The 22,917-nt window shown below is 66.5% G+C and carries 22 protein-coding genes; 10 read left to right on the plus strand and 12 right to left on the minus strand.

Annotated features, from left to right (window positions below):
- Positions 1-38: 38 nt before the first annotated feature.
- A complete protein-coding gene (locus G6N44_RS18040; protein WP_163666227.1) occupies positions 39-632 on the minus strand; it encodes a PadR family transcriptional regulator in 594 nt (197 codons plus the stop codon).
- A gap of 102 nt (positions 633-734) precedes the next feature.
- Between G6N44_RS18040 and G6N44_RS18045 the strand changes: the two genes are divergently transcribed.
- Positions 735-1,151: a nuclear transport factor 2 family protein gene (locus G6N44_RS18045; protein WP_163666229.1), complete on the plus strand. Its 417-nt coding sequence runs from the start codon at positions 735-737 to the stop codon at positions 1,149-1,151.
- A gap of 31 nt (positions 1,152-1,182) precedes the next feature.
- Here the strand turns inward: G6N44_RS18045 and G6N44_RS18050 are convergent, their stop codons facing one another.
- Positions 1,183-3,045: a hypothetical protein gene (locus tag G6N44_RS18050; protein ID WP_235682780.1), complete on the minus strand. Its 1,863-nt coding sequence runs from the start codon at positions 3,043-3,045 to the stop codon at positions 1,183-1,185.
- A 459-nt stretch (positions 3,046-3,504) separates the two neighbouring features.
- Here G6N44_RS18050 and G6N44_RS18055 point away from each other — a divergent pair, with 459 nt between their 5' ends.
- Both G6N44_RS18055 and G6N44_RS18060 read left to right on the plus strand, forming a co-directional pair.
- Positions 3,505-3,771, plus strand: a complete 267-nt coding sequence (locus tag G6N44_RS18055; RefSeq protein WP_163666231.1) for a hypothetical protein — start codon at positions 3,505-3,507, stop codon at positions 3,769-3,771.
- Between the two features lie 208 nt (positions 3,772-3,979).
- Complete coding sequence (locus G6N44_RS18060; RefSeq protein ID WP_372508137.1) at positions 3,980-4,744, plus strand: L,D-transpeptidase; 765 nt, start codon at positions 3,980-3,982, stop codon at positions 4,742-4,744.
- 101 nt (positions 4,745-4,845) lie between these two features.
- On the opposite strand, the gene G6N44_RS18065 is transcribed toward G6N44_RS18060, so the two are convergent.
- Entirely contained in the window at positions 4,846-5,334 is a 489-nt protein-coding gene (locus G6N44_RS18065; protein WP_163666235.1) for a hypothetical protein, read from the minus strand.
- A gap of 230 nt (positions 5,335-5,564) precedes the next feature.
- Positions 5,565-6,431: a DUF732 domain-containing protein gene (locus G6N44_RS18070; protein ID WP_235682783.1), complete on the minus strand. Its 867-nt coding sequence runs from the start codon at positions 6,429-6,431 to the stop codon at positions 5,565-5,567.
- A gap of 220 nt (positions 6,432-6,651) precedes the next feature.
- On the opposite strand from G6N44_RS18070, the gene G6N44_RS18075 reads away from it, so the two are divergent.
- The 3 genes from G6N44_RS18075 (at position 6,652) to G6N44_RS18085 (ending at position 9,393) form a co-directional block, all read left to right on the plus strand.
- Complete coding sequence (locus G6N44_RS18075) at positions 6,652-7,491, plus strand: SDR family oxidoreductase (protein WP_163666239.1); 840 nt, start codon at positions 6,652-6,654, stop codon at positions 7,489-7,491.
- A gap of 289 nt (positions 7,492-7,780) precedes the next feature.
- Positions 7,781-8,926 carry a glycoside hydrolase 5 family protein gene (locus tag G6N44_RS18080; RefSeq protein WP_163670106.1) on the plus strand — a complete coding sequence of 382 codons (1,146 nt, stop codon included), beginning with the start codon at positions 7,781-7,783 and terminating at the stop codon, positions 8,924-8,926.
- A 14-nt stretch (positions 8,927-8,940) separates the two neighbouring features.
- Complete coding sequence (locus tag G6N44_RS18085) at positions 8,941-9,393, plus strand: hypothetical protein (protein ID WP_163666241.1); 453 nt, start codon at positions 8,941-8,943, stop codon at positions 9,391-9,393.
- An 8-nt stretch (positions 9,394-9,401) separates the two neighbouring features.
- Here the strand turns inward: G6N44_RS18085 and G6N44_RS18090 are convergent, their stop codons facing one another.
- Entirely contained in the window at positions 9,402-10,436 is a 1,035-nt protein-coding gene (locus G6N44_RS18090) for an alpha/beta fold hydrolase (RefSeq protein ID WP_235682789.1), read from the minus strand.
- A gap of 111 nt (positions 10,437-10,547) precedes the next feature.
- On the opposite strand from G6N44_RS18090, the gene G6N44_RS18095 reads away from it, so the two are divergent.
- A complete protein-coding gene (locus G6N44_RS18095) occupies positions 10,548-11,444 on the plus strand; it encodes a LysR family transcriptional regulator (protein WP_090429569.1) in 897 nt (298 codons plus the stop codon).
- Here the strand turns inward: G6N44_RS18095 and G6N44_RS18100 are convergent.
- Together G6N44_RS18100 and G6N44_RS18105 are read right to left on the minus strand one after the other, a co-directional pair.
- Positions 11,441-11,794, minus strand: coding sequence for a VOC family protein (locus G6N44_RS18100; RefSeq protein WP_036443520.1), 354 nt, complete (start codon positions 11,792-11,794; stop codon positions 11,441-11,443). The genes G6N44_RS18095 and G6N44_RS18100 overlap by 4 nt on opposite strands.
- Before the next feature lie 97 nt (positions 11,795-11,891).
- On the minus strand, positions 11,892-12,812 hold the full coding sequence (locus G6N44_RS18105; RefSeq protein WP_163666245.1) for a TIGR03619 family F420-dependent LLM class oxidoreductase: 921 nt from the start codon (positions 12,810-12,812) through the stop codon (positions 11,892-11,894).
- Between the two features lie 111 nt (positions 12,813-12,923).
- Between G6N44_RS18105 and G6N44_RS18110 the strand changes: the two genes are divergently transcribed.
- Positions 12,924-13,703: an SDR family NAD(P)-dependent oxidoreductase gene (locus tag G6N44_RS18110; protein WP_163666247.1), complete on the plus strand. Its 780-nt coding sequence runs from the start codon at positions 12,924-12,926 to the stop codon at positions 13,701-13,703.
- Here the strand turns inward: G6N44_RS18110 and G6N44_RS18115 are convergent.
- The 5 genes from G6N44_RS18115 to G6N44_RS18135 all read right to left on the minus strand — a co-directional run bounded on the left by G6N44_RS18115 (position 13,689) and on the right by G6N44_RS18135 (position 20,804).
- Positions 13,689-14,291 carry a TetR/AcrR family transcriptional regulator gene (locus G6N44_RS18115; protein WP_163666249.1) on the minus strand — a complete coding sequence of 201 codons (603 nt, stop codon included), beginning with the start codon at positions 14,289-14,291 and terminating at the stop codon, positions 13,689-13,691. The two genes, G6N44_RS18110 and G6N44_RS18115, sit on opposite strands and share 15 nt — an antisense overlap.
- A 7-nt stretch (positions 14,292-14,298) precedes the next feature.
- A complete protein-coding gene (locus tag G6N44_RS18120; protein WP_163666251.1) occupies positions 14,299-15,504 on the minus strand; it encodes an FAD-dependent oxidoreductase in 1,206 nt (401 codons plus the stop codon).
- Complete coding sequence (helR, locus tag G6N44_RS18125) at positions 15,497-17,662, minus strand: RNA polymerase recycling motor ATPase HelR (protein WP_163666253.1); 2,166 nt, start codon at positions 17,660-17,662, stop codon at positions 15,497-15,499. Before helR ends, G6N44_RS18120 begins: the two co-directional genes overlap by 8 nt.
- 79 nt (positions 17,663-17,741) lie before the next feature.
- Positions 17,742-20,276 (minus strand): DEAD/DEAH box helicase, encoded by a 2,535-nt coding sequence (locus G6N44_RS18130; RefSeq protein ID WP_163666255.1) that lies wholly within the window; start codon positions 20,274-20,276, stop codon positions 17,742-17,744.
- Between the two features lie 54 nt (positions 20,277-20,330).
- A complete protein-coding gene (locus tag G6N44_RS18135; RefSeq protein ID WP_163666257.1) occupies positions 20,331-20,804 on the minus strand; it encodes a carboxymuconolactone decarboxylase family protein in 474 nt (157 codons plus the stop codon).
- A gap of 88 nt (positions 20,805-20,892) precedes the next feature.
- Here G6N44_RS18135 and G6N44_RS18140 point away from each other — a divergent pair, with 88 nt between their 5' ends.
- Positions 20,893-21,741 (plus strand): adenylate/guanylate cyclase domain-containing protein, encoded by an 849-nt coding sequence (locus G6N44_RS18140; protein ID WP_163666259.1) that lies wholly within the window; start codon positions 20,893-20,895, stop codon positions 21,739-21,741.
- Positions 21,742-21,772: 31 nt separating this feature from the next.
- On the plus strand, positions 21,773-22,915 hold the full coding sequence (locus G6N44_RS18145; protein ID WP_163666261.1) for a ferredoxin reductase: 1,143 nt from the start codon (positions 21,773-21,775) through the stop codon (positions 22,913-22,915).
- Positions 22,916-22,917: the final 2 nt, after the last annotated feature.

The raw sequence follows: 22,917 nt of genomic DNA on the forward strand, positions 1-22,917 counted from the left end.
GGCAACGCTCGACGAGAATCTGGGCCAGCCGTCCGGGCTCACTCACCATCAGACAGTGACAGGTGGGGTCTGTCCCCCGCGGCCAGTCGCTGTTCGATGACCGTCAGCGCCCGGCCCGCCCATTCGATGTTCTCTTCTTCGAACCGGATTCCCCGCAGCAAGGTCAGGTAGGGGCCGATGCGGTCGGCCTCGGCGAGGTACGCATCCTCGGTGCGCCCGGCCAGCAAGTGCTCCTGGCCGCGCCGGTAACGCGCGAGCTTGGCGGTCGCCCATTCCAGTCGTTCAGTGAGCGCATCGCGGACGGCCCCGATGTTGCCGGTATCGACCGCTTGGACCTGTACCAGGAGGTCTTCCCGAATCGCCCCGGGTTTCGGCGCCACCTCGGTGAACTCGAGCAACGCCTGCCGTCCAGCGTCGGTCAGCGAGTACAGGCGCTTGTTCGGCCGCCGGTCCTGCTCGACGAGCCTCGCTTCGATCAGCCCCTCGGCGGCCATCCGGTCCAGCTCGCGGTAGAGCTGCTGGGGAGTGGCCATCCAGAAGTTGGCGACCGACGCGTCGAACCCTTTCGCCAGGTCGTAGCCGGATGCCTCGCCGTCGAGCAGGGCGGCCAGGACTGCGTCGCGCAACGCCATGAGCCGATGCTAGCAGCAAAGTGATTAATCAATATGTTGATTATTGAAAAGGGTCGGGCGTAACATCGCGGCTAGTCGATGAATTGGGTATGGAGGTGTCAGATGCATCCGTTCCGTGAGGCAGTGGAGGCTCGCGACGAGGCCGCGATCGAGGCGCTGCTGGCCGACAATGTGGTCTTCACCAGCCCGGTGGCTTTCAAGCCGTATCCGGGCAAGCCGATCACCGCTGCGATCCTGCGCGGGGTCATGCGGGTCTTCGAGGACTTCCGGTACGTCCGGGAGATCGCCGATGCGTCAGGACATGACCATGCCCTCGTATTCGAGGCCACCGTCAACGGCAAGAAGATCACCGGATGCGACTTCCTGCACCACGATGACGACGGCAAGATCGACGATTTCATGGTGATGGTTCGGCCGCTGTCCGGTGCGACCGCGCTGTCCGAGGCGATGGCTGCGCAGTTCGACCAGATCACACAGGAAGCGGCAGAACAGATTCAGCGAGAGTCCGCCACTGCTTGATTAGCGGCTCGCCGCTGTTGCTTGATCGGCGTTACGGCCTGATCAGCGTCCCCGCATCCGAAGCCGCCTTCTGCAATTCCGGAATCGTCATGTCGGCATAGTCGGCGTTCACCGGCCCCGACGCATTCCCCAACCACGGCACCACACCGGGGTCCGGGGTGACGCCCAGGTGGTAGGCCTGAACGCCGGGCAGGTGGTACTGCAGGAAGTTGACGAAGACGTCGACGACGAAGATCAGGCCCCCGATCGGTCCGGTGTGCAACAGCGCGGCCGAGTTCATCAGCGGAATGGCGGCGTCGGGATTGCCGATCATCACGATCGATCCGTAGTGCGGCTTGCTTCCTCCGCCGGGCACGTATTCCGGCACGAACGGCTGGAGTCCGGGCAGATCGGTGGAGAAGTAGCCCGCGGTGTCGCCGTAGGTCAGGACGTTGACGAACCCGGAGTCGGCGCCGTTGCCCGGGACCGTGGAGTTGAGGCCGGGGCCCTCGAAACCGATACCGCCGACACCCGTTTGTTGCGCAACGTACTGCGCTTCCCAGGCGCCCAGTGAGTGGCCGGTGACGAAGATGTCTTCCTTGCGGTAGCCCTGCGCGATCGCCGCGGCCTCGACCTGCTGCTGAAAGGCCACCGCGTCGATGAATGCCTGCGGTGTGGTGTCGGTGAAGACCACCTGCAGGTCGGTCACCACCTGCGACACCGCGATCAGCGGGTTGTGCAGCAGGTTCGTTCCGCCCGTCGTGCCCTGGTAGGCGATGATGATCTGGCCATCAGGTGTCACCCAGGTCTTGGCGGACATCCCGGTCAGTATGTTGGTGGATTCCATCTGTTTGCCGTTGACCACGAACGGTTTCAGGTCGCCGGGGGCGCCGCCCCACACGTAGGCGGTGGTCGCCGCGTTGAGGAACTGGGACACCGTGGGGGTCTTGCCCGTGGTGGGTCCGTCGTAGACCATCGTCGGCGGCACCGGTTGTGCGGCAGGAGTTTTCGTCAGCCCTAGCTGAGTTTCGATCTCACGGAACGCCGCGAACAGCGCATTGCTGATCGGTGAGAAGTCGATCGGACTCTTCGGGCCGTTGGCGGAGACGGTGATGTCCAGCACCTGCAGCACCGTGTTGACGATGCGACCCGGCAGCTCGGCGATCTTGGCGATCGGCGACAACGGCTCCGGGGGCTGGGGTGTCGTCTTGGTTGTGGCGCTGACGGCAGCGACCTTGGTGGTCAGCGGGATGGTCTTCGCGGTGATGTCGGGGACAGTTCCAACGATCGCCGTGAGATCCGGCGGTGCGCCCGTGGTCGCCGGCGTCGGCGTCTGTGCGATCAGGGCCCGCGCCGGGGACGTCTCCGCGTCAGACAGGGCGGACGGGATCATCGCCGCACGGCGCTTTGCCGTGAGGCGGGCCGAGAAATCCGACCTGGCCGGTCGCGTGCCGTCGGACCGGAGCGGGCCATCCGGCTTGATGGCCCGGAGTTTCTCGCGGACGATGCCGGCGATCGACTCGGATTTCGACTCCGACTCGGGCTGCGGTGTAGTCGAATTCGGCTTTGTGGTCGGTGTCTCGTCGCCCGAGCGCGTGATGTCGGGGGCGGCTGTGTCGACGGTTCTCTGGGAGTCGGTCTTCGTGAGCGACGACGGCCGTTTCGGACGGGTGGCCTGCCGCCGGGTGACCGGCTTCTTGGCTCCGTGGCCGGTTCCGGCGCTCGATTGGCTCGAGGATTGGCCTGAGGACCCGGAGCCGCCGGGGTCTGCCCATGCCACGGCATGACCGCTGGTTCCTGCGATCCCGACACCGATACCGACCGCCATGATCGACAGGCCGTAGCGGAGCGGCATCCGTTGGGTGTTTTGCGGGCAGCGCGAACTGTGCACCACTATCGATGTCTCCCTTGACATTTTCCGATGATGTGCGCACCTGCCGGTGACGGGAATGCCGGTCGCCGCGAACACATGACGGGTAAATGTATGACATCGGCCGATGTCATCGAGGCGCTTTGCCCGACTCGCCGAAGGCGGCCGAGCCTGCCGGCGCACCGGTGGGTAAGGCGGTTGGCGACGTCGGTTGCCAGTGCCGTCCCGGTGAGTCGTAGTGGTGCCTGCTCGGCGACGAGAACTGGGTGTTACCAGGCATTAGCTGCGGCGTAGCGGCCGGTCCGCAGCGAGGACAGCAGGGCTGGTTTTGTCAAATTCAGAAGTGTGAATTACGTCTCTGTTGAACCGCATTGGGTGCATATTCGGCGCCTAAGAGGGATTCTTAACAAGTCCACGGCCAACCCGTTGCATCGCCTCAGCTTGGCCGAGCACTCTTGGCATTGAGTGTGAAGTGTCGTGAAGCTCCGCTGGAGGTCATTGAACATGGCGACAAAAGCTGCCGGCTCGACGGTTATCGAGCTGGCGACGCACCCGTTGTGGTGTTCGTCGCAGCGGTACGCCCGTGAGCTTGCCGCGGCCAAGCGCAGGCACCCCTCGTCCTATCGGTTCGACGACGAGGGCGACACGCCCGAAGCGGAATCTCAACGGTCTTCGCAGTCGGGACTGCGGACCAGCGCCCTGGTGACCCCGCTGGCCTGCGCAAGGGTCCTGAGCTTGCACGGCCCCCGCGGCGAGGCTGTCGCCGACTGAGGCGGAAGATCTGCGTCGCCGCTTGCCGTGGCCGGGGCGCCGTGGCCGAACCGTGACGAACACTTGACCGAATTGTCTTCGTGTGACTACACATTCGGGCCGCTGCGGGCCAATACCATGACATCGTTCAAGATCATGGGGGCATCGCAGAGGGATCGGTTTGATGCGCGCGGTTTTTCAGGGTGTTCTCGTACTGGTCGTGGTCACCATGACCTACTTCTCCGGCGGTAACAACCGCGTCGACACGGCGGCGGTGAATCTTCCGCTGACGTCGACCATCGAATCGATCGCGCCGTCCGAAGGCGCGGTCGTCGGTGTGGCGCATCCGGTGGTGGTGACGTTCAAGAACCCGGTCACCAACCGCTCGGTGGTCGAACGCGCCCTTGGGCTCAAGTCGACGCCGGCTCGTGCGGGCAGCTACGAGTGGCTCGACGCCAATGTCGTGTCGTGGAAGCCGGCCGAGTTCTGGCCGGCGCACAGCACCGTGATGCTGTCAGTGGGCGGCATGCGGACCGAATTTCAAACGGGCCCCGCGGTTATCGGTGTCGCGGACATCTCCGACCACACCTTCACCGTGACGATCGACGGGCTCGGTGAAGATCCGCCGATCGATCTACCGGCTCCGCACCACCTGCCGCACGCCGGGGAAGCGGGTGTGCTGCTGGCCTCCTTGGGGCGTCCGGAATATGCGACTCCGGTCGGGACCTATGCCGTTCTGGGGAAAGACCGCACCGTGAAGATGGATTCGAGCAGCGTCGGCATTCCCGTCGATGCCCCCGACGGCTATCTCCTCGACGTGGAGTACGCGGTCCGCTTCACCCAGCGGGGCCTGTTCGTGCACTCGGCACCGTGGGCCGTGCCGTCGATGGGGCTGGAGAACACCAGCCACGGCTGCATCAGCCTGATTCCCGCTGCCGCGGAGTGGTACTTCAACACGGTGCAGATCGGCGACCCGGTGATCGTCCAGGAGTAGCCAATTCTGCTGTGAGGCAGGACAACGCACACCCTCACGCCCGAAGGCACAGAAAAGGCGCCTGGCTCGCAAGCCAGGCGCCTTTTCTGTGCTGGGGAGGATCAGCCGGTGGGACCCGGCAGCGTCGGCGTGCCGGCGACCGGTCCTCCTCCGGGCGAGACGGTCGGTACACCCTTGCCGGACGCAGCGCCCGCCGCTGTCGCCACCGGAGCGGCGATGGGCGCCGGTGCCGCGGGGACCGGAGCGGCTGCGGGTACCACCGGCACCGGTGGCGGCGCGAGGGGCACCGGCGGTGGTGCCATGGGTACCGGCGGTGGTGCCAGCGGCACAGGCGGAACCACCGGTGGCGGCGCCAGGGGTACCGGTGGAACAGCTGCGGCCGCGGGGGCAATTCCCGCGGCTTCTACGGCCGGCGCGGCGCATACCGGTGCGCCGGGCGCCGCGGCGGCCGCGTCGACGCACTTGTATCCGCCGGTCTTGAGTGGCTGCGCCGCGGCGTGCGGGCTCAGGGCCACTGCGGCCGCTACTGCGGTCAGGCAGAATCCGGCGCTGACAACGGCTCGGACCGAGGTGTGGGCAAAGGTGGTCATCCCTCAACCGCCTCCCTTGTTCGTGCGGAAATTACATCGATGACAGTTGTGTCAGCTGAACCGTAGAGCTACCCGAAAACGGTGTCCACACAAGTTCTCAGATGGTTGCCGGGTTGACACGCGAGCGAGCTGTACTCGTGATCGCACCGTTTCCAACTGCCGGCGTCCGTCGTGATAAAGGACTGGGTATCGACAGGTAACGCTGCGTCAGGATGGGATTCTCGCAAACATCACTGGCCGAGCTGCATCAGAATGCCTTTGGCCGCAAGCTGTTCGAAGCTGTAACTGAATTCGCCGCGACGTCCGACCGACAGCACGTAGCGATCCTGACCTTCGGTCAGCGGCACGGTGAAGGTGAAGGTGCAGTTGGCGCTCCCACTCTTGCCCGGTCCCAGCGCGGTGGTGGCCAGGACCTCACCCTTGCCGTTCTTGACGGTGACGGGAGTGCCGGGATTGACGTCGAAATATCCGTTTGCGCCCTGGCATTGGGCTCCGTCGAAGGCGATGCCTTCCGCCCCGGAAGTATCGGTGAGTACGAAAGTGCCTGTGAAATCGGCCTTTTCGAGGATGTGGAAGCCTTGAGAGAATTGCGTGCAGAAGGCGTCGACCGCGATCTTGTCGGCGAGCAGGCCCTGCTGCGGTTCACCGTCTTCCAGTCGGCGGCAGACCTGCCGTCCGTGGGCGATGGCGTTGGCGTCTGAATTGAACTGGTCGCTGACCCCGGCATCCTTCAGAGCGTTGAGGTAACCGGCTTCCGGCGCAGGTGGCGGCCTCCGGCCCGCCACCAACAAAACCCAGACCACGGCGGCGGTCATCACGATGATCGCCGCTGCGGCGGTGGTCCCCAGCCAGGTCGCCCTGATGCCCGACGTCTTCAGTTCCAGGTAGTCGGGCAGCATCCGCCCACCATCCGGGTCGGTCGACGCACGTCTGCCGTCGCGCACCCGATTCGTCGGATGCCCGGTGACGAAGTAGCGGCCTTCGTGGCGCGCGGAGGGGTCGGGGCGCCACCCGGTCGACGCGGACTCGTGGATCTGGCCGCAGCGGCTGCAGATGTCGGCGGAGGCCAGGGGTGATCCGCAATACGGGCAGGTCACAGCGGACGATCCACCACCGGCAAGCGATGACGGTTCGTCGGTGTCATCGTTGGGCCATCTGTCATCAATACCCGTTATATGCCGGTCGGTCCGGTTACACAGCGGGCCGCTGATATTGGCGTCAGAAATGCAGAGACAGACCCAGCGGATCGTGCCGCTGCTGAGCAGTCGTACGAACCCCGACGCAGGGCTGCGGATCTGTCTGTATACCGTGCAAGCCATGACACGGGTGACGGTGATCACGGGCGGTGCAGGTGGCATGGGGCTGGCCACGGCCAAGGTCGTCGGTCGAGAGCAGACGGTGATGCTGTGCGATGTCCGGCAGGACCGCCTCGACGCTGCCGCTACTGCCCTGGGCGACCTGGGAATCGCCACCAGGATCGTCAACGCCGACGTCACCGACCGAGCCGCCGTCGACCGATTGTTGGAGGCCGCCGCCGGCCTCGGAACCGTCAGCGCGGTCATTCACACGGCCGGGGTCAGCCCCAGCATGGGTGATGCCGAGTACGTGATGAAGACCAATGCGCTGGGCACGCTGAACGTGAACGAGGCCTTTTTCGCCACCGCAGCCGAGGGCGCGGCGATCGTCAACGTGGCCTCGATGGCGGCGCACCTGCTGCCCGAGGAAATCATCCCTGTCGGGCAGTTCCCGCTGGCCCTGCAGGATCAGGACCGATTCCTCGACGAACTGTTGGCGGCGTGCAGCGTGGCCCCCGAGGACATGAGATCGGGCTTGTCCTACGCCATCAGCAAGGCCTTCGTGAAGTGGTACAGCTCGTCGCAGGCCGAGCGGTTCAACGGTCGTGGCATCCGGATCGTCTCGGTTTCCCCGGGCTCCATCGACACCGAGATGGGCCGGTTGGAGGAGCAGGCGGGCGCCGGTGCGATGGTGGCCGACGCCGCCGTACCGCGGTGGGGCAAGGCCGAGGAGATGGCTGATCTGCTGGCCTACTGCGCCAGCGAGCGGGCGGGTTACCTCACCGGGACGGACATCCTCAACGACGGTGGCGTCGTCGCCTCGATGCGGGAACGCGCCCGGTTGGCGACTGCCGACGGCTAGTCAGCCGCCCACCGGCTGGACGCCCGTGGGATCATTGATGGCAGCATGGGGGTGTCGGGCCTGAGTGGCCCGCTTGTAGCGCGTCAGCAGTTTCGGATTCCGAACGCCGGTCGGGGGACTGGCGTCGAACCTGTCGGGCCAGTGCCTGCGGACGCGTAGTCGACAACTCGCTGTGGAGTTGGGATCGCGTGTGCGACGGGTACCTCTGTGGTGCCGTCAGTGATCGCACAAGGAGATGCATTTTATTCGTAAAGTGATGCAGGTCAACAGGAAAGACGACGGCGCCGGTATGGGCCGTCGTACCGCGTTCAAGCTCTCGCTGCTGGTCACCGCGGGCCTGTCGGTGGCCAGGGCGCCGGAAGCCCACGCGCAGATCGACGGACACGGGTCCCGCTGGTCGCCCGAGCGGGCGCACCGCTGGTACGCCGCACAGGGTTGGCTGGTCGGGGCCAACTTCATCCCGTCGAACGCGGGTAATCAGCTGGAGATGTTCCAGCCGGAAACCTATGACCCGCAGCAGATCGACAACGAGTTGCGTATCGCCCGGTTGGCCGGATTCAACACGGTGCGGGTGTTCCTGCACGACCAGCTGTGGGCGCAGGGCCACTTGGGCTTTCAGAACCGGCTGGCCCAATTCGTTGCTCTGGCCGCCAGCCACGGCATCAAACCGCTGTTCGTGCTGTTCGATTCCTGCTGGGATCCGTTGCCTAGATTGGGGCGTCAACGCCGGCCGCGTGCCGGAATACACAACTCGGTGTGGGTGCAGAGCCCGGGCGCACCCAACCTCGACAATCACCGCTACCGACGAACGCTGCGCGAATATGTCGTCGGCGTGATCAGCCAATTCCGTGATGACGAGCGGGTATTGGGCTGGGATCTGTGGAACGAGCCGGACAATCCGGCGGCCACCTACCGCGAGGTGGAACGGCGAGACAAGGTGGCGCTCATCGAAGAGTTGCTGCCGCAGGTGTTCACCTGGGCCCGTACGGTCAACCCCGTGCAGCCGTTGACCAGCGGTGTCTGGGACGGCCCGTGGGCTGACCCGTTGGCACGCAGCCGGATGGCGACGCTGCAGCTCGACCTCTCCGATGTGCTGACCTTCCACAGCTATGACGACCCGGCCGGATTCGAGGCGCGGATCGGTGAGCTGGCACCGATGGGACGTCCGATCCTGTGCACCGAATTCCTGGCGCGAGGTGAGGGCAGCACGGTCGAGGGTGTGTTGCCGATTGCCAAACGGCACAACGTCGGTGCCTACAGCTGGGGCCTGGTGGCGGGGAAGACGCAGACCTATCTGCCGTGGGATTCGTGGGAGCGCCCGTACAAGGCGCCGCCGGCGGTGTGGTTCCACGACCTGTTCCATGCCGATGGCCGGCCGTACCGGGACGGTGAGATCCGCACGATCCGGGAGCTGACCGGACGGCCGTATCCCTGACGACGGGACTGTTCATGACGGGTGAGAAACGCCGTGCGCCGGCGCTGTGGTTGCTGGCCGCAATCCTGCTGTTCACGACCGGGTGTGGTCCGGGAGAGAGCAGGCCGGGCACGCAGGTCTCACCGGATACCGCAGCGCAATTCGGCGACGTGGTTGTCCCACCGGGGGTCGAGGTGCTGGCGGTCGACTCGGATTCGGGTATCGACACCCGGTACCGATTGGCGTTGCGGACCACGGATGCCCACTTGCCGGCATTGGTGTCGCAGTTCACCGCACAACCGCAGCCCTCGCAGATTCCGCGCACCACGCCGGTGATCGCCGGGCCGGAGTTGTCCACCGCGCCGAATCCCCTGTACGCCCAGGACCGGGTCACGACCAAGGCGGGCCGCAAGGTCCACCGCGAGATCATCGTCGACGAGCGGTTACCGGATGAGGTGTACGTGCACCTGGCGATGTACACCACCTGAGCCTGAGGTCAGCGGCCACCCATCCGGCTGACGTCGGTGATCGCGGCGACGAACTGCTCGGGCGCCTCCTGGGGCACGTTGTGTCCGATGCCGTTGAGGATGCGGTGTTCGTAGGGCCCGGTGTAGAGCGCGCGGTAGCCGGCGCCGTCCTTGGCCGCGCCGTCGAAGTCGGACCCGATCGTGATGGTCGGCACGGTGACGGGCGGCTTGGCGGCCAGCCGTGCCTCGTCGGCGTCGAAGCGGGCTTCACCGGGGGCCAGGCTGAGCCGCCACCGGTAGTTGTGCACGACGATGGCGACGTGATCGGGGTTGTCGAACGCAGCGGCGGACAGGTCATAGGCGGCGTCGTCGAAGTGCCACAGCGGTGAGGCCTTCGTCCAGATCAACCGGTTGAACTCCTTGGTGTTCTCGCGGTAGCCGAGTTCACCGCGCCGGGTGGCGAAGTAGTACTGGTACCACCAACCCAACTCGGCCTCCGGCGCCAGCGGCTTCAAGTTGGCGGCCAGGTTGACGGTGATGTAGCCGCTGACCGCGACCAGTCCCGCGCAGCGCTGCGGCCACAGGGCGGCGACGTTGTTGGCGGTGCGTCCGCCCCAGTCGTATCCACCGAGCACCGCCTCGGGGATGTTCAGGGTGTCCATCAGCGCGATGACGTCGTGCGCCAGTGCGGCCTGCTGCCCGTTGCGCACGGTATCGGCGGAGCGGAACCGGGTGGACCCGAAGCCGCGCAGGTGGGGCACGATGACGCGGAAGCCCCGATCGGCGAGCAGAGCCGAGGCGTCGGCATAGCTGTGGATGTCGTAGGGCCAGCCGTGCAGCAGGATCACCGGCTGTCCGTCCGCCGGACCGGCCTCGGTGTAGCCGACGTTGAGTTCGCCGGCGTCGATCTGCTTGACCGGGTTCATGGTGTGCGACGGCTTCGATGGGGCCCCAGTCGGCGGCCCCGGCGACGGCGCGGGTGAGGTGCCGCAGGCGGCGAGCGTGGCCGCCCCGGCGGCGGCCGCCGTGAGGAAGCCGAAGTTCCTTCTGCTCAAACCATTCACCGTTGCTGCTCCTTCTCGCGGGGTCTCGGTGTCCATCTCACCCGTCCGGACACATCAAGTCCAACGATTGAATGTGATGAGGCCCATCGACAGGATAGATAGGCTGACACCGTGGAGTTACGACAGATCGAACACTTCATCGCCGTGGCCGGCGAGATGAGTTTCACCCGCGCCGCCGAGCGGGCGCATGTCGTGCAGTCGGCGTTGTCGACCTCGATCGCGAAGCTGGAACGTGAACTCGGCGTGGAGCTGTTCGACCGGTCGCGGCAACGGATCAGCCTGACCGCCGCGGGGGAGGCCTTCCGGTCGCATGCCTACGAGGTGCTGCACGCGGCCCGTGCGGCGGCCGAATCTGCCGGTCAGTTCCGCGGGTCTCTCATGGGCACAGTCGAATTCGGCTCGTTGATCTCGTATGGGCCGGTCGATGTCGGCGGTGCCCTCGGCGACTTCCACCGTGCCCACCCGTTCGTCAGGCTGCGGTTGAGGCTGAGCCAATCGGGTGCCTCAGCCTATCTGGCAGCACTCCTGGAGGGCTCGCTGGATCTGGCCCTGGTCTCGCTGCCCAACCGGTTCCCGGCGCAGCTGGACATGAAGCTGCTGTTCGAGGAGCCGATGGTGTTCGTCTGCCGCGACGACCACGCCCTGGCGCGTCGTCGCCGTCTGGAGCTGGGGGACCTGGCCGGCGAGGAGCTCGTCGGCTTCCCACCGGAGTTCGGGCTGCGACGCCTGATGGACGAGGCGTTTCACCGTGCCGGTGTGCAACCGCAGACGCAGTACGAGGTTCCGGCCGGGTTCGCCGCGATCGCCGAACTGGTCGGCAACGGACTGGGCACCGCCTTCATGCCGGCGTCCGAGGCGCGCCGCTACGGCGATCTGGGGACCGTTGTGCTGCGCGACCCGCCGGTATGGCAGGTCTATCTCGCCGCGCCGCCGGTCGAGCGGATGACACCGGCCGCGGCGCGGCTGGCCGAAACCCTGCTCGACGCCGCGGCTTCCGTGTCCGGCTAACGGGCCAGCGGGCTGTAGAACACCAGGCCGTTGCCCTTGTTGTCGTAGACCACGGCCCGGCGCTCGTGGGCATCGTCGTACGGGTGCTTGATGATTCCGCCGCCGCTCTCCTCGATGGCCTTGGCCGCACCGTCCACATCGGCGGTCTTGATCCCGACGACGACCTGCCCGGGGATCGGGTGATCCACCGAAGTGGCCAGAGCGAGAGTCAGCGATCCACCGTCGAGCGCGGCGAAGTGGGCGCCATCGCGGAACTTCAGCGGCATTCCCAGCGTCTCGGTGTAGAAGCGGATCGACTCATCCAGGTCGTCGGTCGAGAGAATGATCATCCGCACGTCGTGGTCGCTCATCAGTGCCCTCCTATGGCTGAACGATTTCAGGTTAGGGGCTGCCCGGGTGCGAACATAGAGTCTTTGGTCCATCCGGGTCCCTTGACCACTACCAGTTCTACGGAACCTTCGGTTTGATCTCCTCTATCACCCACTGGGCATAGTCGAGATATTCGGCGACACCGCTGACGGCGGGCAGCGGCACGGCGCTGACCGTGACTCCCTGTTCCCCGAGCCAACACAACCGGTCGACGATTTCCTGCGCGCTCATCCCGGACCGGGCATCGGGGTCCTCGCGTACGGCATGCCCCTCGCCGACGCGCCTGGTCGCCATCCCGTGTACGACGTCGAAGTCCCGTCCGTCGTAATCCGGTTGGGACTTGATGAACTCGATCCGCTCGGCCAGTTGTTCCGGAGGGGTGAGAAACGACCACCATCCGGTGGCATGCTTCGCGGCGCGCCGTAGCGCCCCGTCGGCGTCCCCCCCGATCCACACCGGAAGGTGCGGTTTCTGAATCGGTTTGGGCTCGAAAGCGATGTCGTCGAAGGCCACGTATCGGCCTTCGAACCGTGGGGTTTCGCTGGTCCAGAGTTCGATGATGGCAGCCAGGTACTCGTCGGCAATCCGTCCCCGTTCGTGAAAAGGAACGCCGAGTAGTTCGAATTCCCGCTGCAGCCAACCGACTCCGAAAGTGACCATCATCCGCCCACTGCTCATCCAGTCGGCGGTTGCCAGTGACTTGGCGAGGACGAGCGGATGCTGGAGTGGCAGCACCGTGATGCAGGAGTTGAGCCGTATCCGTGAGGTGGCACCCGCGAGGTAGGCCTGCGCGGCGGTGGACTGCAGATAGTGCGGTCCGGACAACTCGACGTGTTCGCGCGGGATGGCGAAATGTTCGGGCACGGCGATCATGTCGTAGCCCAGCTCGTCGGCCCGCTTCGCCATGCGGGTCTGATCGGCGCCGGTGACTTCGGCCTCCCATGGCTGCATCGTCGCCTTGAGTCGCAGTGTGTGCGGCAGGTTGAAGATGAATTTCACCTGGTCTCCGTTCCGTCTTGCCGGGGCCGATGTGCAGGACTCTACATATGTAGAGACTGTGTGGGGTAGGTTGTTCCAGATCAGGCCAACCACGGGAGACCTCGCCAAACGATGACGCTGCAATTCGATCTGTCGAACCGCCGGGTGTTGATCACCGGTGCCGGACAGGGTGTCGGCCGGGGACTTGCCGATGCTTTCGCCGCGGCCGGTGCCACTGTGCTGGTCAATGACCTCCGAGGCGAGCGGGCCGAGGCTGTGGCCACAGAGCTGCGGGACGCGGGCGGCGATGCGCTGGCGGTGCCGTTCGACGTCACCGACTACGAAGCGGTCACGCAGGCGATCACGAAGGCCGGGCCCGCCGACATCCTGGTCAACAACGCGGGCAACGCCGGGGCCGACGGATTCGCCGCCCGGATGCCGTTCGCGGACACCGCCCCTGCCGACTGGGACCCGTTCCTGCAGGTGAATCTGTATGGCGTACTGCATTGCACGCGTGCGGTGCTGCCGACGATGGTGGAACGACACTGGGGCCGGGTCGTGACGATCGTCTCGGATGCGGGCCGGACCGGGGACGCCAGCGGTGCGGTCTATGCGGCGGCAAAAGCCGGTGCCGCGGGCCTGACGCGGTCGATCGCGCTGGAGAACGGCCGTTACGGCATCACCGCCAACAACATCGCGCTGGGGACTATGCGTACCCCGCTCACCGAACCATTGTGGGCCGAAATGGCCGACTCCCCGCAGGCCAAGGCGATCCTGTCGCGCTATCCGATCCGCAGGCCCGGCCTGCCCGAGGATGTCGCCTATCTGACGGTGCTGCTGGCCAGTGACCACGGCTCCTGGATCACCGGCCAGACGCTACCGGTCAACGGCGGCTACTCATTCGCGATGTGAGATGGCCGGAGCCGCGGCGACGATCGCGGTGATGATGTCGTGGAGCTCCTCGTCGGAGTTGATCGTGCGGTCGCCGCGGGCCAGGGCCAGCATCAGACCGCTGATGAAAGTCACCAGTACATAGGCCTTTTCATCGACCAGTTCCGGATCGGTATCGGCCGGGCAGAGCCCCGCCACAACGCTGCGGTGCAGGTCGAAGAACCGTTGCTGATTGTGGCTGAACGCCTCGGCCAGGCCGGCGTCGCGGCTTGCGGGCATGACCAGCTCGTAGCGGGCCTTGCTGCGGACGAGACGCGCCCCGCTGCCGGACCGGATGACCAGGCGGGCCAGGCCGCGCGCATCGCCGTGGCTGCCCGAGCCGGTGGCAACGGTGAGATCGGCCAGGTCGAGATCGGCGATGCGGTTGGCCGCCGCCTGGATCAACGCCGCGCTGGTGCGGAAGTAGAACGACGTGGTGCCGTCGGCAACCCCGGCCCTGCGGTCGACCTTCAGATGGGTGACCCCCTTGATGCCTTCACGGGCCAGCAGAGTGATTGCCGCATCACACAATTCGCGCCGACGTTGTTCGGGGTTCTGTTTGCCTCCCACGCTGGACCTAACGGCGGGCCGGCTCGGGCACGTGTTCCGGACGCACTCCGGTGCCCACCACGTACGCGGGGACCGCGGTGAGTTGGGGGAACCTGCGCACGATGTTCACCAGGATTCCGGGCGGAGTGACCTCGGCGCCCGCCATCACCGGTGCCAGCACCTGACGATGCAGGATCCGTTGCACGCTTTGGGTTATGACGGTAGGCAGGGTGCGTTGGCGCTGCACCGCGGCCAGGTCTGATTCGGTGACCCGATGCTCGCGCAGCGGCTCATGGAGCAGGCGCGCGGCCGCCGCGGCGTCCTGGATCGCGACGTTGATTCCGACCCCGCCCGCGGGCGACATGGCGTGCGCGGCATCGCCGATGCACAGCAGGCCGTCGCGGTGCCACCGCTCCAGCCGGTTGAGCTGGACATCGAGATGCTTGATGTCGTCCCAGGAGGCGAGGGCGTCCGTATCGGCCTCGGGGATCAGTTCGGCGAGTTCGGCGTGGAACGCATCCAGCCCACGGGCCCGCAGCCCGGCGTCGCTGCCCTTCGGGATCAGGTAGGCGACCTGGAAGTAACCGGTGCGGGGAATCATGATCAGTGCGCGTCCGGGGCCGGTGCGCGGGATCAGCGAGTACTGGCCGTCCTCGGTGCGCGGCAGGCGGAACCACCAGACATCGAAGGGCACCGGGTAGTCCCGGGTCTTCAGCCCGGCCTCCCGCCTCACTACGGACGTACGCCCGTCGCAGGCCACGGTGAGCTCGGCGCGTAGTTCACCGTCCCCCTCGGGGCTGGTGTAACGCACTCCGGTGATCCGGTCGCCCTCCCGCAGCAGCCCGGTCACCTCGGTCCGCATGCGCAGGGCGAAGTTGGGTTCGTTGCGCCCCGCATCGGCCAGCAGATCGAGGAAATCCCACTGCGGCACCATCGCCACGTACGGATGCGGCTGGCGCAGCCGTCGGAAGTCGATGAACGTCACCGGTTCACCGTCGACCGGGAACTCGGCCTTCTCCACCTTGCTGTAGCCGATCTTGCTGAACTCGGCGAACAGTCCGAGCTCGTCGAGCATGCGCATGGTGCTGGGATGCACGGTGTCACCGCGGAAGTCGCGCAGGAAGTCGGCGTGCTTCTCCATCACGGTGACCGCCACCCCGCACCGGGCCAGGATCAGGCCGAGCATCATCCCGGCGGGCCCGCCGCCCACGATCGCGCAGCTGGTGTCAGGCATGTGCGAGTCCCTTCAGCGTGTCGGGAAGGGGTTCGGTGTGCAGAACGCCGAGACGCTGCGTCGCGCGGGTGAGCGCGACGTACAACTCGGCGGCACCGCGGTCGCCGTCGGCCAGGATGTGTGCGGGCTCTACCACGAGCACGGCGTCGAACTCCAGGCCCTTGGTTTCCGACGGTGGCACCGCACCGGGCACCTCGGGTGGACCGATGACCACGCAGGTGCCGTCGCGGGTGGCCTCATCCCGTACGAATTCCTCTACAGCCAAGGCAATTTCATCGGCAGCCAGCCGACGTGACCAGGGCTGTACGCCGCAGGACCGCACCGACTCAGGCGGTTGGACCCCGGGCGCGAACTCCGCCAGCAGCGCTCCGGCCACCGCCATGATCTCGGCCGGCGTCCGGTAGTTGACCGACAGTGTCCGGTAGATCCATCTGCCGGGCACATAGGGCTCGAGCATCGCATCCCAGGATCGGGCACCGGCGGCCGAGCGGCGCTGGGCCAGATCGCCGACCACCGTGAAGGACCGGCGTGGGCAACGGCGCATCAGTACCCGCCAGTCCATCTCGGACAGTTCCTGGGCTTCGTCGACCACAACATGACCGTAGGTCCAATCCCGGTCGGCTGCAGCGCGTTCGGCCAGTTCCCGGGTATCGCGTTCGAGGAACCGGTCGGCGAGGTCCTCGGCGTCGATCAGGTCGCTGGCCAGCAGGTGGTCTTCGTCGTCCATCAGATCCTCGCGGGCGATCATCAGGTCGAGCACCCCGGCGGCGTAGGCGGCTTCTTCTCTGCGCTCGCGTTCTGCGGCCTCCTTACCCGCCTTGTCGCGGCCCAGCAGGTCGACCAGTTCGTCGAGCAGGGGCACGTCCGAGACGGTCCAGGCGTCGCCGTCGGAACGGAACAACCGGGGGTCGGCGCCGGCCGCCTTGAGCCGATCCGCCGACGAATACAGCGGGGCCAGCAGGGTCTCGGGGGTGAGAATCGGCCACAACCGGTCGAGCGCCGCGGAGAACGCGGCGTTGTCGTCGAGCTCGCTGACCACGCTGGCCCGCAGTTCCTCCCACGCCGCCTTGTCCTCACGGCTCAGCCAGCCCTTGCCGATGCGGGCGACGGCACGCTCGGTGAGGACGTAGGTGACGATGTCGCGGAACGTCGGGCGGGCCTCGTTGTGCGGGAGCCCGGTTTCGCGGGCTTCCTCGATCGCCCACTGTGCGGTTTCGGCGTCGATGCGCACGGTGACGTCGGGCAGCTCGATCAGGATCGGCTCGTCGGGGACCCCCTGGCGGTCGGCCACCGCGGCGGCCAGCACGTCGAGGATCGTGAGCGATCCCTTGATGGCGGCCACCTCTGGCGCATCTTCGGCGGTGACCCGGAGACCGGGCACCAGGTCCCCGGGCGTCATGAATACCGCATCGGACTCACCCAGCGAGGGCAGCACCCGGCCGATGTGGTGCAGGAACGCCTCGTTGGGCCCGACCACCAGCACGCCGTGACGTTCGATCCGCTCGCGGTGCGTGTAGAGCAGGTAGGCCACCCGGTGCAGCGCCACCACCGTCTTACCGGTGCCCGGGCCACCCTCGACCACGAGTACGCCGGTGTGCTCGCTGCGGATGACCTCGTCCTGTTCGGCCTGGATCGTGGCGACGATGTCGCGCATGCCCTCGCCGCGCGGCGCGTTCACCGCGGCCAGCAGGGCCGCATCTCCTTCGGCACCCTCGGTGGGCCGGCCCAGCATCTCGTCGGTGAAATCGAGCACGCGGCGCCCCAGCGTGCGGAACTGGCGCCGATTGCGCATGTTCTCCGGGTTGGCCCCGGTCGCGGTGTAGAACGGCCGGGCCAATGGTGCCCGCCAGTCCAGGAGCAGCGGTTCGTAGTCGTCCTCGCGGTCGAAGATGCCCAGGCGCCCGACGTAGAGATGTTCCCCGGCAAGGGTTTCCAGCCGGCCGAAGCACAGGCCGTTGTCGGCCACGTCGAGCCGGTTGCCTTCCTTGGCCAGCGCCAGTACTTCGGCGTCGCGTTCCACCGCGGAGCCGCCGTGCTCGCGCAGCGCGACGCGGTACCGGTCACGTACCCGGGCACGCTCGGCGTCCAGGCGGGTGTAGAGCCCGTCGACATAGGTCTGTTCGGCCTGTACTTCGGTGTCGTGCTCGTCAGTCGGCACGTTCCCCACAGTTACCTCGCTTATCCGTGGTTGGGTTCGGCCGGCGATTGCGCGCGATGACATCGGGGTCAGCAATCGCTCACCCCATCCGGCCCGCATCCACGATACGCAGCACGGCGGCGCCCTCTTCGTCGCTGGCGGCCAGGTCCACTTCCACGTCGAAGCCCCAATCGTGATCTCCGGCCGGGTCTTCGAGGATTTGTCGCACGCGCCACACCTGCGGCTGCCGGTCGAAGATCAGCAACGCCGGCCCACGCGCGTCGGCTCCGGTGCCGACTTCGGCATGCTCGTCGAAGTATTCGTCGCCGACGTCGGCCCAACGCTGGGCTGTCCACCCGGACGAGGCGTCCAACGCGCCGAGCTCGTCCCAGCGGGCTCGGGCGAACAACTCCACCCGTCGGAACAACGCATTGCGCACCATCGCGGTGAACGCCCGTTCGTTGCCCGTCAGTGGGCGTGGCCGGGCCGGTACCGCCACCGGGACATCGTGCGGCTGGTCCGGGCTGGTCAGCTGTTCCCATTCATCGAGCAGGCTGGAATCGACCTGGCGCACCAACTCGCCGAGCCACTCGACGATGTCGGCCAGCGCCTCGGTGCGGGCGGCCGTCGGTACACCCGAGCGCAGCGCCTTGAACGCGTCGGACAGGTAGCGCAGCACGGCGCCTTCGGAGCGGGTCAGCCCGTAGACGCTGACGTACTCGCGGAACGTCAGGGCCCGCTCCCACATTTCGCGCACCACCGATTTGGGGGACAGGTGCCCGTCGGCCGCCCACGGGTTGGTCTGCCGGTACACCTCGTAGGTGTGTCCCAGCAGTTCGGCCAGTGGCTTGGGATAGGTGACCTCGTCGAGCAGCTCGATGCGCTCGTCGTACTCGATACCGTCGGCCTTCATCTGGGCGACTGCCTCGCCCCTGGCCTTGTTCAGCTGCGCGGCCAGGATCTGGCGAGGATCTTCCAGCGTGGCCTCGATCACCGAAACCACGTCCAGGGCATAGGTTTCCGATTCGGCATCCAGCACATCGACCGCAGCCAGGGCGAACGTCGACAGCGGCTGGTTGAGCGCGAAGTTGTCCGGCAGGTCGACGGTCAGCCGGTACCGGCGCCCATCGGTTTCGGGTGTGTCGAGGCGCTCGATCACTCCGGCCTGCAGCAGCGAGCGGGCGATCCCGACCGCCTCCCGGATGTGCTTGAGCTGACGCTTGCGCGGTTCGTGATTGTCGGTGAGCAGGCGACGCATCGCGGCGAACGGATCGCCGGGACGGTCCACGACATCGAGGATCATCGCCGTGGAAACCCGCATGTTGCTGGTCAATGCCTCGGGTGCGGCGTCGATCAGCCGCGTCATGGTGTTCTCGCCCCACGGCACCATGCCTTCGGGTGCCTTGCGCCGCACCAGCTTCCGGCGCTTCTTGGGATCGTCGGCCACCTTGGCGAACTGCTTGAGGTTCTCCACCTCGTGGTCGGGTGCCTGCACGACGACGGTGCCTGCCGTGTCGTATCCCGCGCGCCCGGCCCGCCCGGCGATCTGGTGGAACTCGCGGGCGTTGAGCAAGCGCGTCCGGGTGCCGTCGTATTTGGACAGGGCGGAGAACACGACGGTGCGGATCGGGACGTTGATGCCGACCCCGAGGGTGTCGGTGCCGCAGATCACTTTGAGCAGACCGGCCTGGGCCAGTTGTTCCACCAGCCGCCGGTACTTGGGCAGCATGCCGGCGTGGTGGACGCCGATGCCGTGCCGCACCAGTCTCGACAGTGTGGTCCCGAAGGTGGTCGAGAAACGGAAGCCGCCGATCATGTCGGCGATCGCGGCCTTCTCCTCCTTGGTGCAGACGTTGACGCTCATCAACGCCTGGGCGCGTTCCAGTGCCGAGGCCTGGGTGAAGTGCACGACGTAGATCGGCGCCTGCAAGGTGGCGAGCAACTCGGCGATGGTCTCGTGCATCGCCGTGGTGGCATACGAGTAGAACAACGGCACCGGACGCTCGGCGCCGGCCACCAGTGCGGTCTCTCGCCCGGTGCGCCGGGTCAGGTCCTTGCGCAGGAATTCGACGTCGCCCAGCGTCGCCGACATCAGCAGGAACTGGGCCCTGGGGAGTTCGAGCAGGGGCACCTGCCACGCCCAGCCGCGGTCCGGGTCGCCGTAGAAGTGGAACTCGTCCATCACCACCAGGCCGATGTCGGCCTCGGCTCCTTCGCGTAGCGCCAGGTTGGCCAGGATCTCGGCGGTGCACGCGATGATCGGGGCGTCGGCGTTCACCGAGGCGTCCCCGGTGAGCATGCCGACGTTGTCGGCCCCGAACACGTCACACAGCGCGAAGAACTTCTCGCTCACCAGCGCCTTGATCGGGGCGGTGTAGAAACTGACACGGTCCGCGGCGAGTGCCGCAAAGATCGCCCCGGTGGCCACCAGAGACTTGCCCGAGCCGGTCGGCGTCGCGAGGATCACGTTCGCCCCGCTGACCAGTTCGATCAGCGCCTCCTCCTGTGCGGGGTAGAGCGTGGTGCCGTTGGCCTCGGCCCAGCCGGCGAAGTCGGTGAACAGGGTGTCGGCGTCGTCGCTCTTGGCGCGCAGCGCCGACAGGTCGCTCGGGTCGTCGAGCAGGGGAGTGGTCATGTTGGTAACCAGCGTGCCAGTTCACCCCTGCCGACGATCGTCCCGGTCGCGCCGTTACCGGAACTGGCCCGGCTGGTAGTCGCCGGCAGGCATCTGAACGATCACGTTCAGGCGGTTGACGGTGTTCATGAAGGCGATCAGGCACACGAGCGCGGCCAGTTGATTCTCGTCGTAGTGCTTGACGGCATTCGCCCAGACCTCATCGCTGACCCCGCCCGCCGCGTCGGCGATCCGGGTGCCCTGTTCGGTCAGTTCCAGGGCCGCGCGTTCGGCTTCGGTGAACACCGTTGCCTCCCGCCACGCGGCGACCAGGTGGAGGCGCTGCTGGGTCTCCCCGGCGAGCACTGCGTCCTTGGTGTGCATGTCGGTGCAGAAGGCGCAGCCGTTGATCTGGCTGGCGCGCAGTGCCACCAATTGCTGTGTGGTGTCGGGGAGCGCCGAGTCCGTGATCGCCTTGCCCGCCGCGGTGACGTGCTTGAGCATCTTGGCGGCGGTTCGATTCTCGAACAGGTTCAAACGAGCATCCATGGTGCACTCCTGGGTTGAAGGTGACTGCACCTCTCAAGACACCTCGACTCGACGGAATGTGACATGCGGCGATAATCAGCGGGTGCCGATGCCGACCACCCTTGAATCCGTCCTGTTGGTGGTTGTCGTCGTGCTGTTCGCGGCGTTCGTCACGTTCCTGGTGTTGTTCCTCGTGAGCCGGCGGCAGCTGGCGAACACCCAGCGTGAGATCGAGCGCATGAAGCTCGAGGACGAGGACCGCCGTAAGCGGCGTCGTCGGGGTGTGGCGCCATTGGCCATCAAGACGGTGTTTCAGACCGCGGACATGCTGATCAACAAAGGGCTGGGCGCAACGGTCCGCAACTCGATCGAGGATCTCGCCGGCTGGGCCCAGGTGGAACGCCCGGACCTGGCCCGGCTGACCGCTGACGGACGTGTCGTCATCGTCTTCTCCGACATCGAAGGCTCTACCGAATACAACGCGGCGATGGGTGACCGGGCCTGGGTGAAGCTGCTGGAGAAGCACAACAAGCTGGTCCAGGCCCGCGTCGACCAGCACGGGGGTCATGTCGTCAAGACGCAGGGCGACGGTTTCATGATCGCGTTCGCCGACCCGGAGAACGCGGTGCGGTTCGCGACCGATGTGCAGCGCGCGCTCGCGGAGAACGCCCAGCGGTGGCAGGCGATCCGGGTGCGGATCGGCGTACACATGGGCACGTCGGTGCGCCGCGGCGCTGATCTGTTCGGGCTCGATGTGGCGATGGCGGCGCGGGTCGCCGGACAGGCCGACGGTGGCGAGATCCTGGTCAGCGAGCCGGTCGGGCACGCGGTCGAACATCTCGACGGCGTCGTGCTGGGCGCGGCCCGCGAGGTGGAACTGAAGGGACTCCCTGGCGCTCACCGGCTCTTCCCGGTCAGCGTGGGGCAGGTGAGCGTCGAGCCCAAATCCGACGTGTGAACTCAAACCCGCCTGGGTAGTCAGCGTAGGTATGTTCACCAAGACCCGTACGTTGCGGCGGCTGAGCCGCTGGAGTGAGAAGCCGGCGAGCGACGTCGAGACCGCCTCCACCCCTAAGGTCAATGTGCTGCGCGGATTGCTCGCGCGGGCCACCACGCCGCTGCTACCCGACGACTATCTCAAGCTGCTCAATCCGTTGTGGTCGGCGCGTGAGCTACGCGGGCAGGTGGTCGAGGTCCGCAAGGAAACCGAGGATTCGGCCACGGTCACGATCAAACCGGGCTGGGGGTTCTCCGGCGATTACCGGCCGGGCCAGTACGTGGGCATCGGTCTGCACGTCGACGGACGGTGGCACTGGCGTTCCTACTCGCTGACATCAGTCCCGCGGAGGCAGGCGGACCTGATCTCGATCACCGTCAAGGCCACTCCCGAGGGATTCTTGTCGAGCCACCTGGTCGGCGGTGTGAAACCAGGCACGATCGTTCGGCTGGCTTCTCCCCAGGGAGAATTTGCGTTGCCCGATCCGCCGCCGGACCGGCTCCTGCTGGTCTCGGCCGGAAGCGGCGTCACCCCGATCATGGCGATGCTCCGAACACTGAAACACCGTGGATACGACCCTGACGTCGTGCACATCCATTCCGCACCTTGTGCCGACCGAGTCATCTTTCACGACGAGCTGCAGGGCCTCGACCAGGAGCTGCACGGGTACCGCATGCACTTGCAGTTGACCGATGAGCAGGGCCACCTCGACTTCGGTGCGGCGCTCGACGACATCGTTCCCGACTGGAGACAGCGCCCCACCTGGGCGTGCGGCCCGCCGGCGATGCTCGACACCATCGAAGCCATCTGGAACGACGCCGGGCGTACCGAGAATCTGCATACCGAGCGTTTCGTCATCGCCCGAACCGACAAGGGTGGAGAGGGCGGCACGGTCACCTTTGCCTTCTCGGACAAGTCCGTCGAGATCGACGGTGCCACCTCCCTTCTGGAGGCCGGCGAGAAGGTCGGGATACAGATGCCGTTCGGCTGCCGGATGGGTATCTGCCAAACCTGCGTGCTGCCTCTGGAGTCCGGGCACGTCCGTGACTTCCGCTCCGGTGCGGAGCACGGCGCGGGCGATCGCATCAACACCTGCATCTCGACCGCCGCAGGGGATTGCACTTTGAACGTCTAGGA

The organism is Mycolicibacterium alvei (assembly GCF_010727325.1).
Taxonomy (GTDB): Bacteria; Actinomycetota; Actinomycetes; order Mycobacteriales; family Mycobacteriaceae; genus Mycobacterium; species Mycobacterium alvei.

What these genes read in the sequence shown, in the direction of transcription:
- G6N44_RS18040 (WP_163666227.1), bottom strand. Translation starts at nt 632, where the DNA reads ATGGCGTTGCGCGACGCAGTCCTGGCCGCCCTGCTCGACGGCGAGGCA.
- G6N44_RS18045 (WP_163666229.1), top strand. Translation starts at nt 735, where the DNA reads ATGCATCCGTTCCGTGAGGCAGTGGAGGCTCGCGACGAGGCCGCGATC.
- G6N44_RS18050 (WP_235682780.1), bottom strand. Translation starts at nt 3,045, where the DNA reads ATGTCAAGGGAGACATCGATAGTGGTGCACAGTTCGCGCTGCCCGCAA.
- G6N44_RS18055 (WP_163666231.1), top strand. Translation starts at nt 3,505, where the DNA reads ATGGCGACAAAAGCTGCCGGCTCGACGGTTATCGAGCTGGCGACGCAC.
- G6N44_RS18060 (WP_372508137.1), top strand. Translation starts at nt 3,980, where the DNA reads ATGACCTACTTCTCCGGCGGTAACAACCGCGTCGACACGGCGGCGGTG.
- G6N44_RS18065 (WP_163666235.1), bottom strand. Translation starts at nt 5,334, where the DNA reads ATGACCACCTTTGCCCACACCTCGGTCCGAGCCGTTGTCAGCGCCGGA.
- G6N44_RS18075 (WP_163666239.1), top strand. Translation starts at nt 6,652, where the DNA reads ATGACACGGGTGACGGTGATCACGGGCGGTGCAGGTGGCATGGGGCTG.
- G6N44_RS18080 (WP_163670106.1), top strand. Translation starts at nt 7,781, where the DNA reads ATGGGCCGTCGTACCGCGTTCAAGCTCTCGCTGCTGGTCACCGCGGGC.
- G6N44_RS18085 (WP_163666241.1), top strand. Translation starts at nt 8,941, where the DNA reads ATGACGGGTGAGAAACGCCGTGCGCCGGCGCTGTGGTTGCTGGCCGCA.
- G6N44_RS18100 (WP_036443520.1), bottom strand. Translation starts at nt 11,794, where the DNA reads ATGAGCGACCACGACGTGCGGATGATCATTCTCTCGACCGACGACCTG.
- G6N44_RS18110 (WP_163666247.1), top strand. Translation starts at nt 12,924, where the DNA reads ATGACGCTGCAATTCGATCTGTCGAACCGCCGGGTGTTGATCACCGGT.
- G6N44_RS18120 (WP_163666251.1), bottom strand. Translation starts at nt 15,504, where the DNA reads ATGCCTGACACCAGCTGCGCGATCGTGGGCGGCGGGCCCGCCGGGATG.
- G6N44_RS18130 (WP_163666255.1), bottom strand. Translation starts at nt 20,276, where the DNA reads ATGACCACTCCCCTGCTCGACGACCCGAGCGACCTGTCGGCGCTGCGC.
- G6N44_RS18135 (WP_163666257.1), bottom strand. Translation starts at nt 20,804, where the DNA reads ATGGATGCTCGTTTGAACCTGTTCGAGAATCGAACCGCCGCCAAGATG.
- G6N44_RS18140 (WP_163666259.1), top strand. Translation starts at nt 20,893, where the DNA reads ATGCCGACCACCCTTGAATCCGTCCTGTTGGTGGTTGTCGTCGTGCTG.
- G6N44_RS18145 (WP_163666261.1), top strand. Translation starts at nt 21,773, where the DNA reads ATGTTCACCAAGACCCGTACGTTGCGGCGGCTGAGCCGCTGGAGTGAG.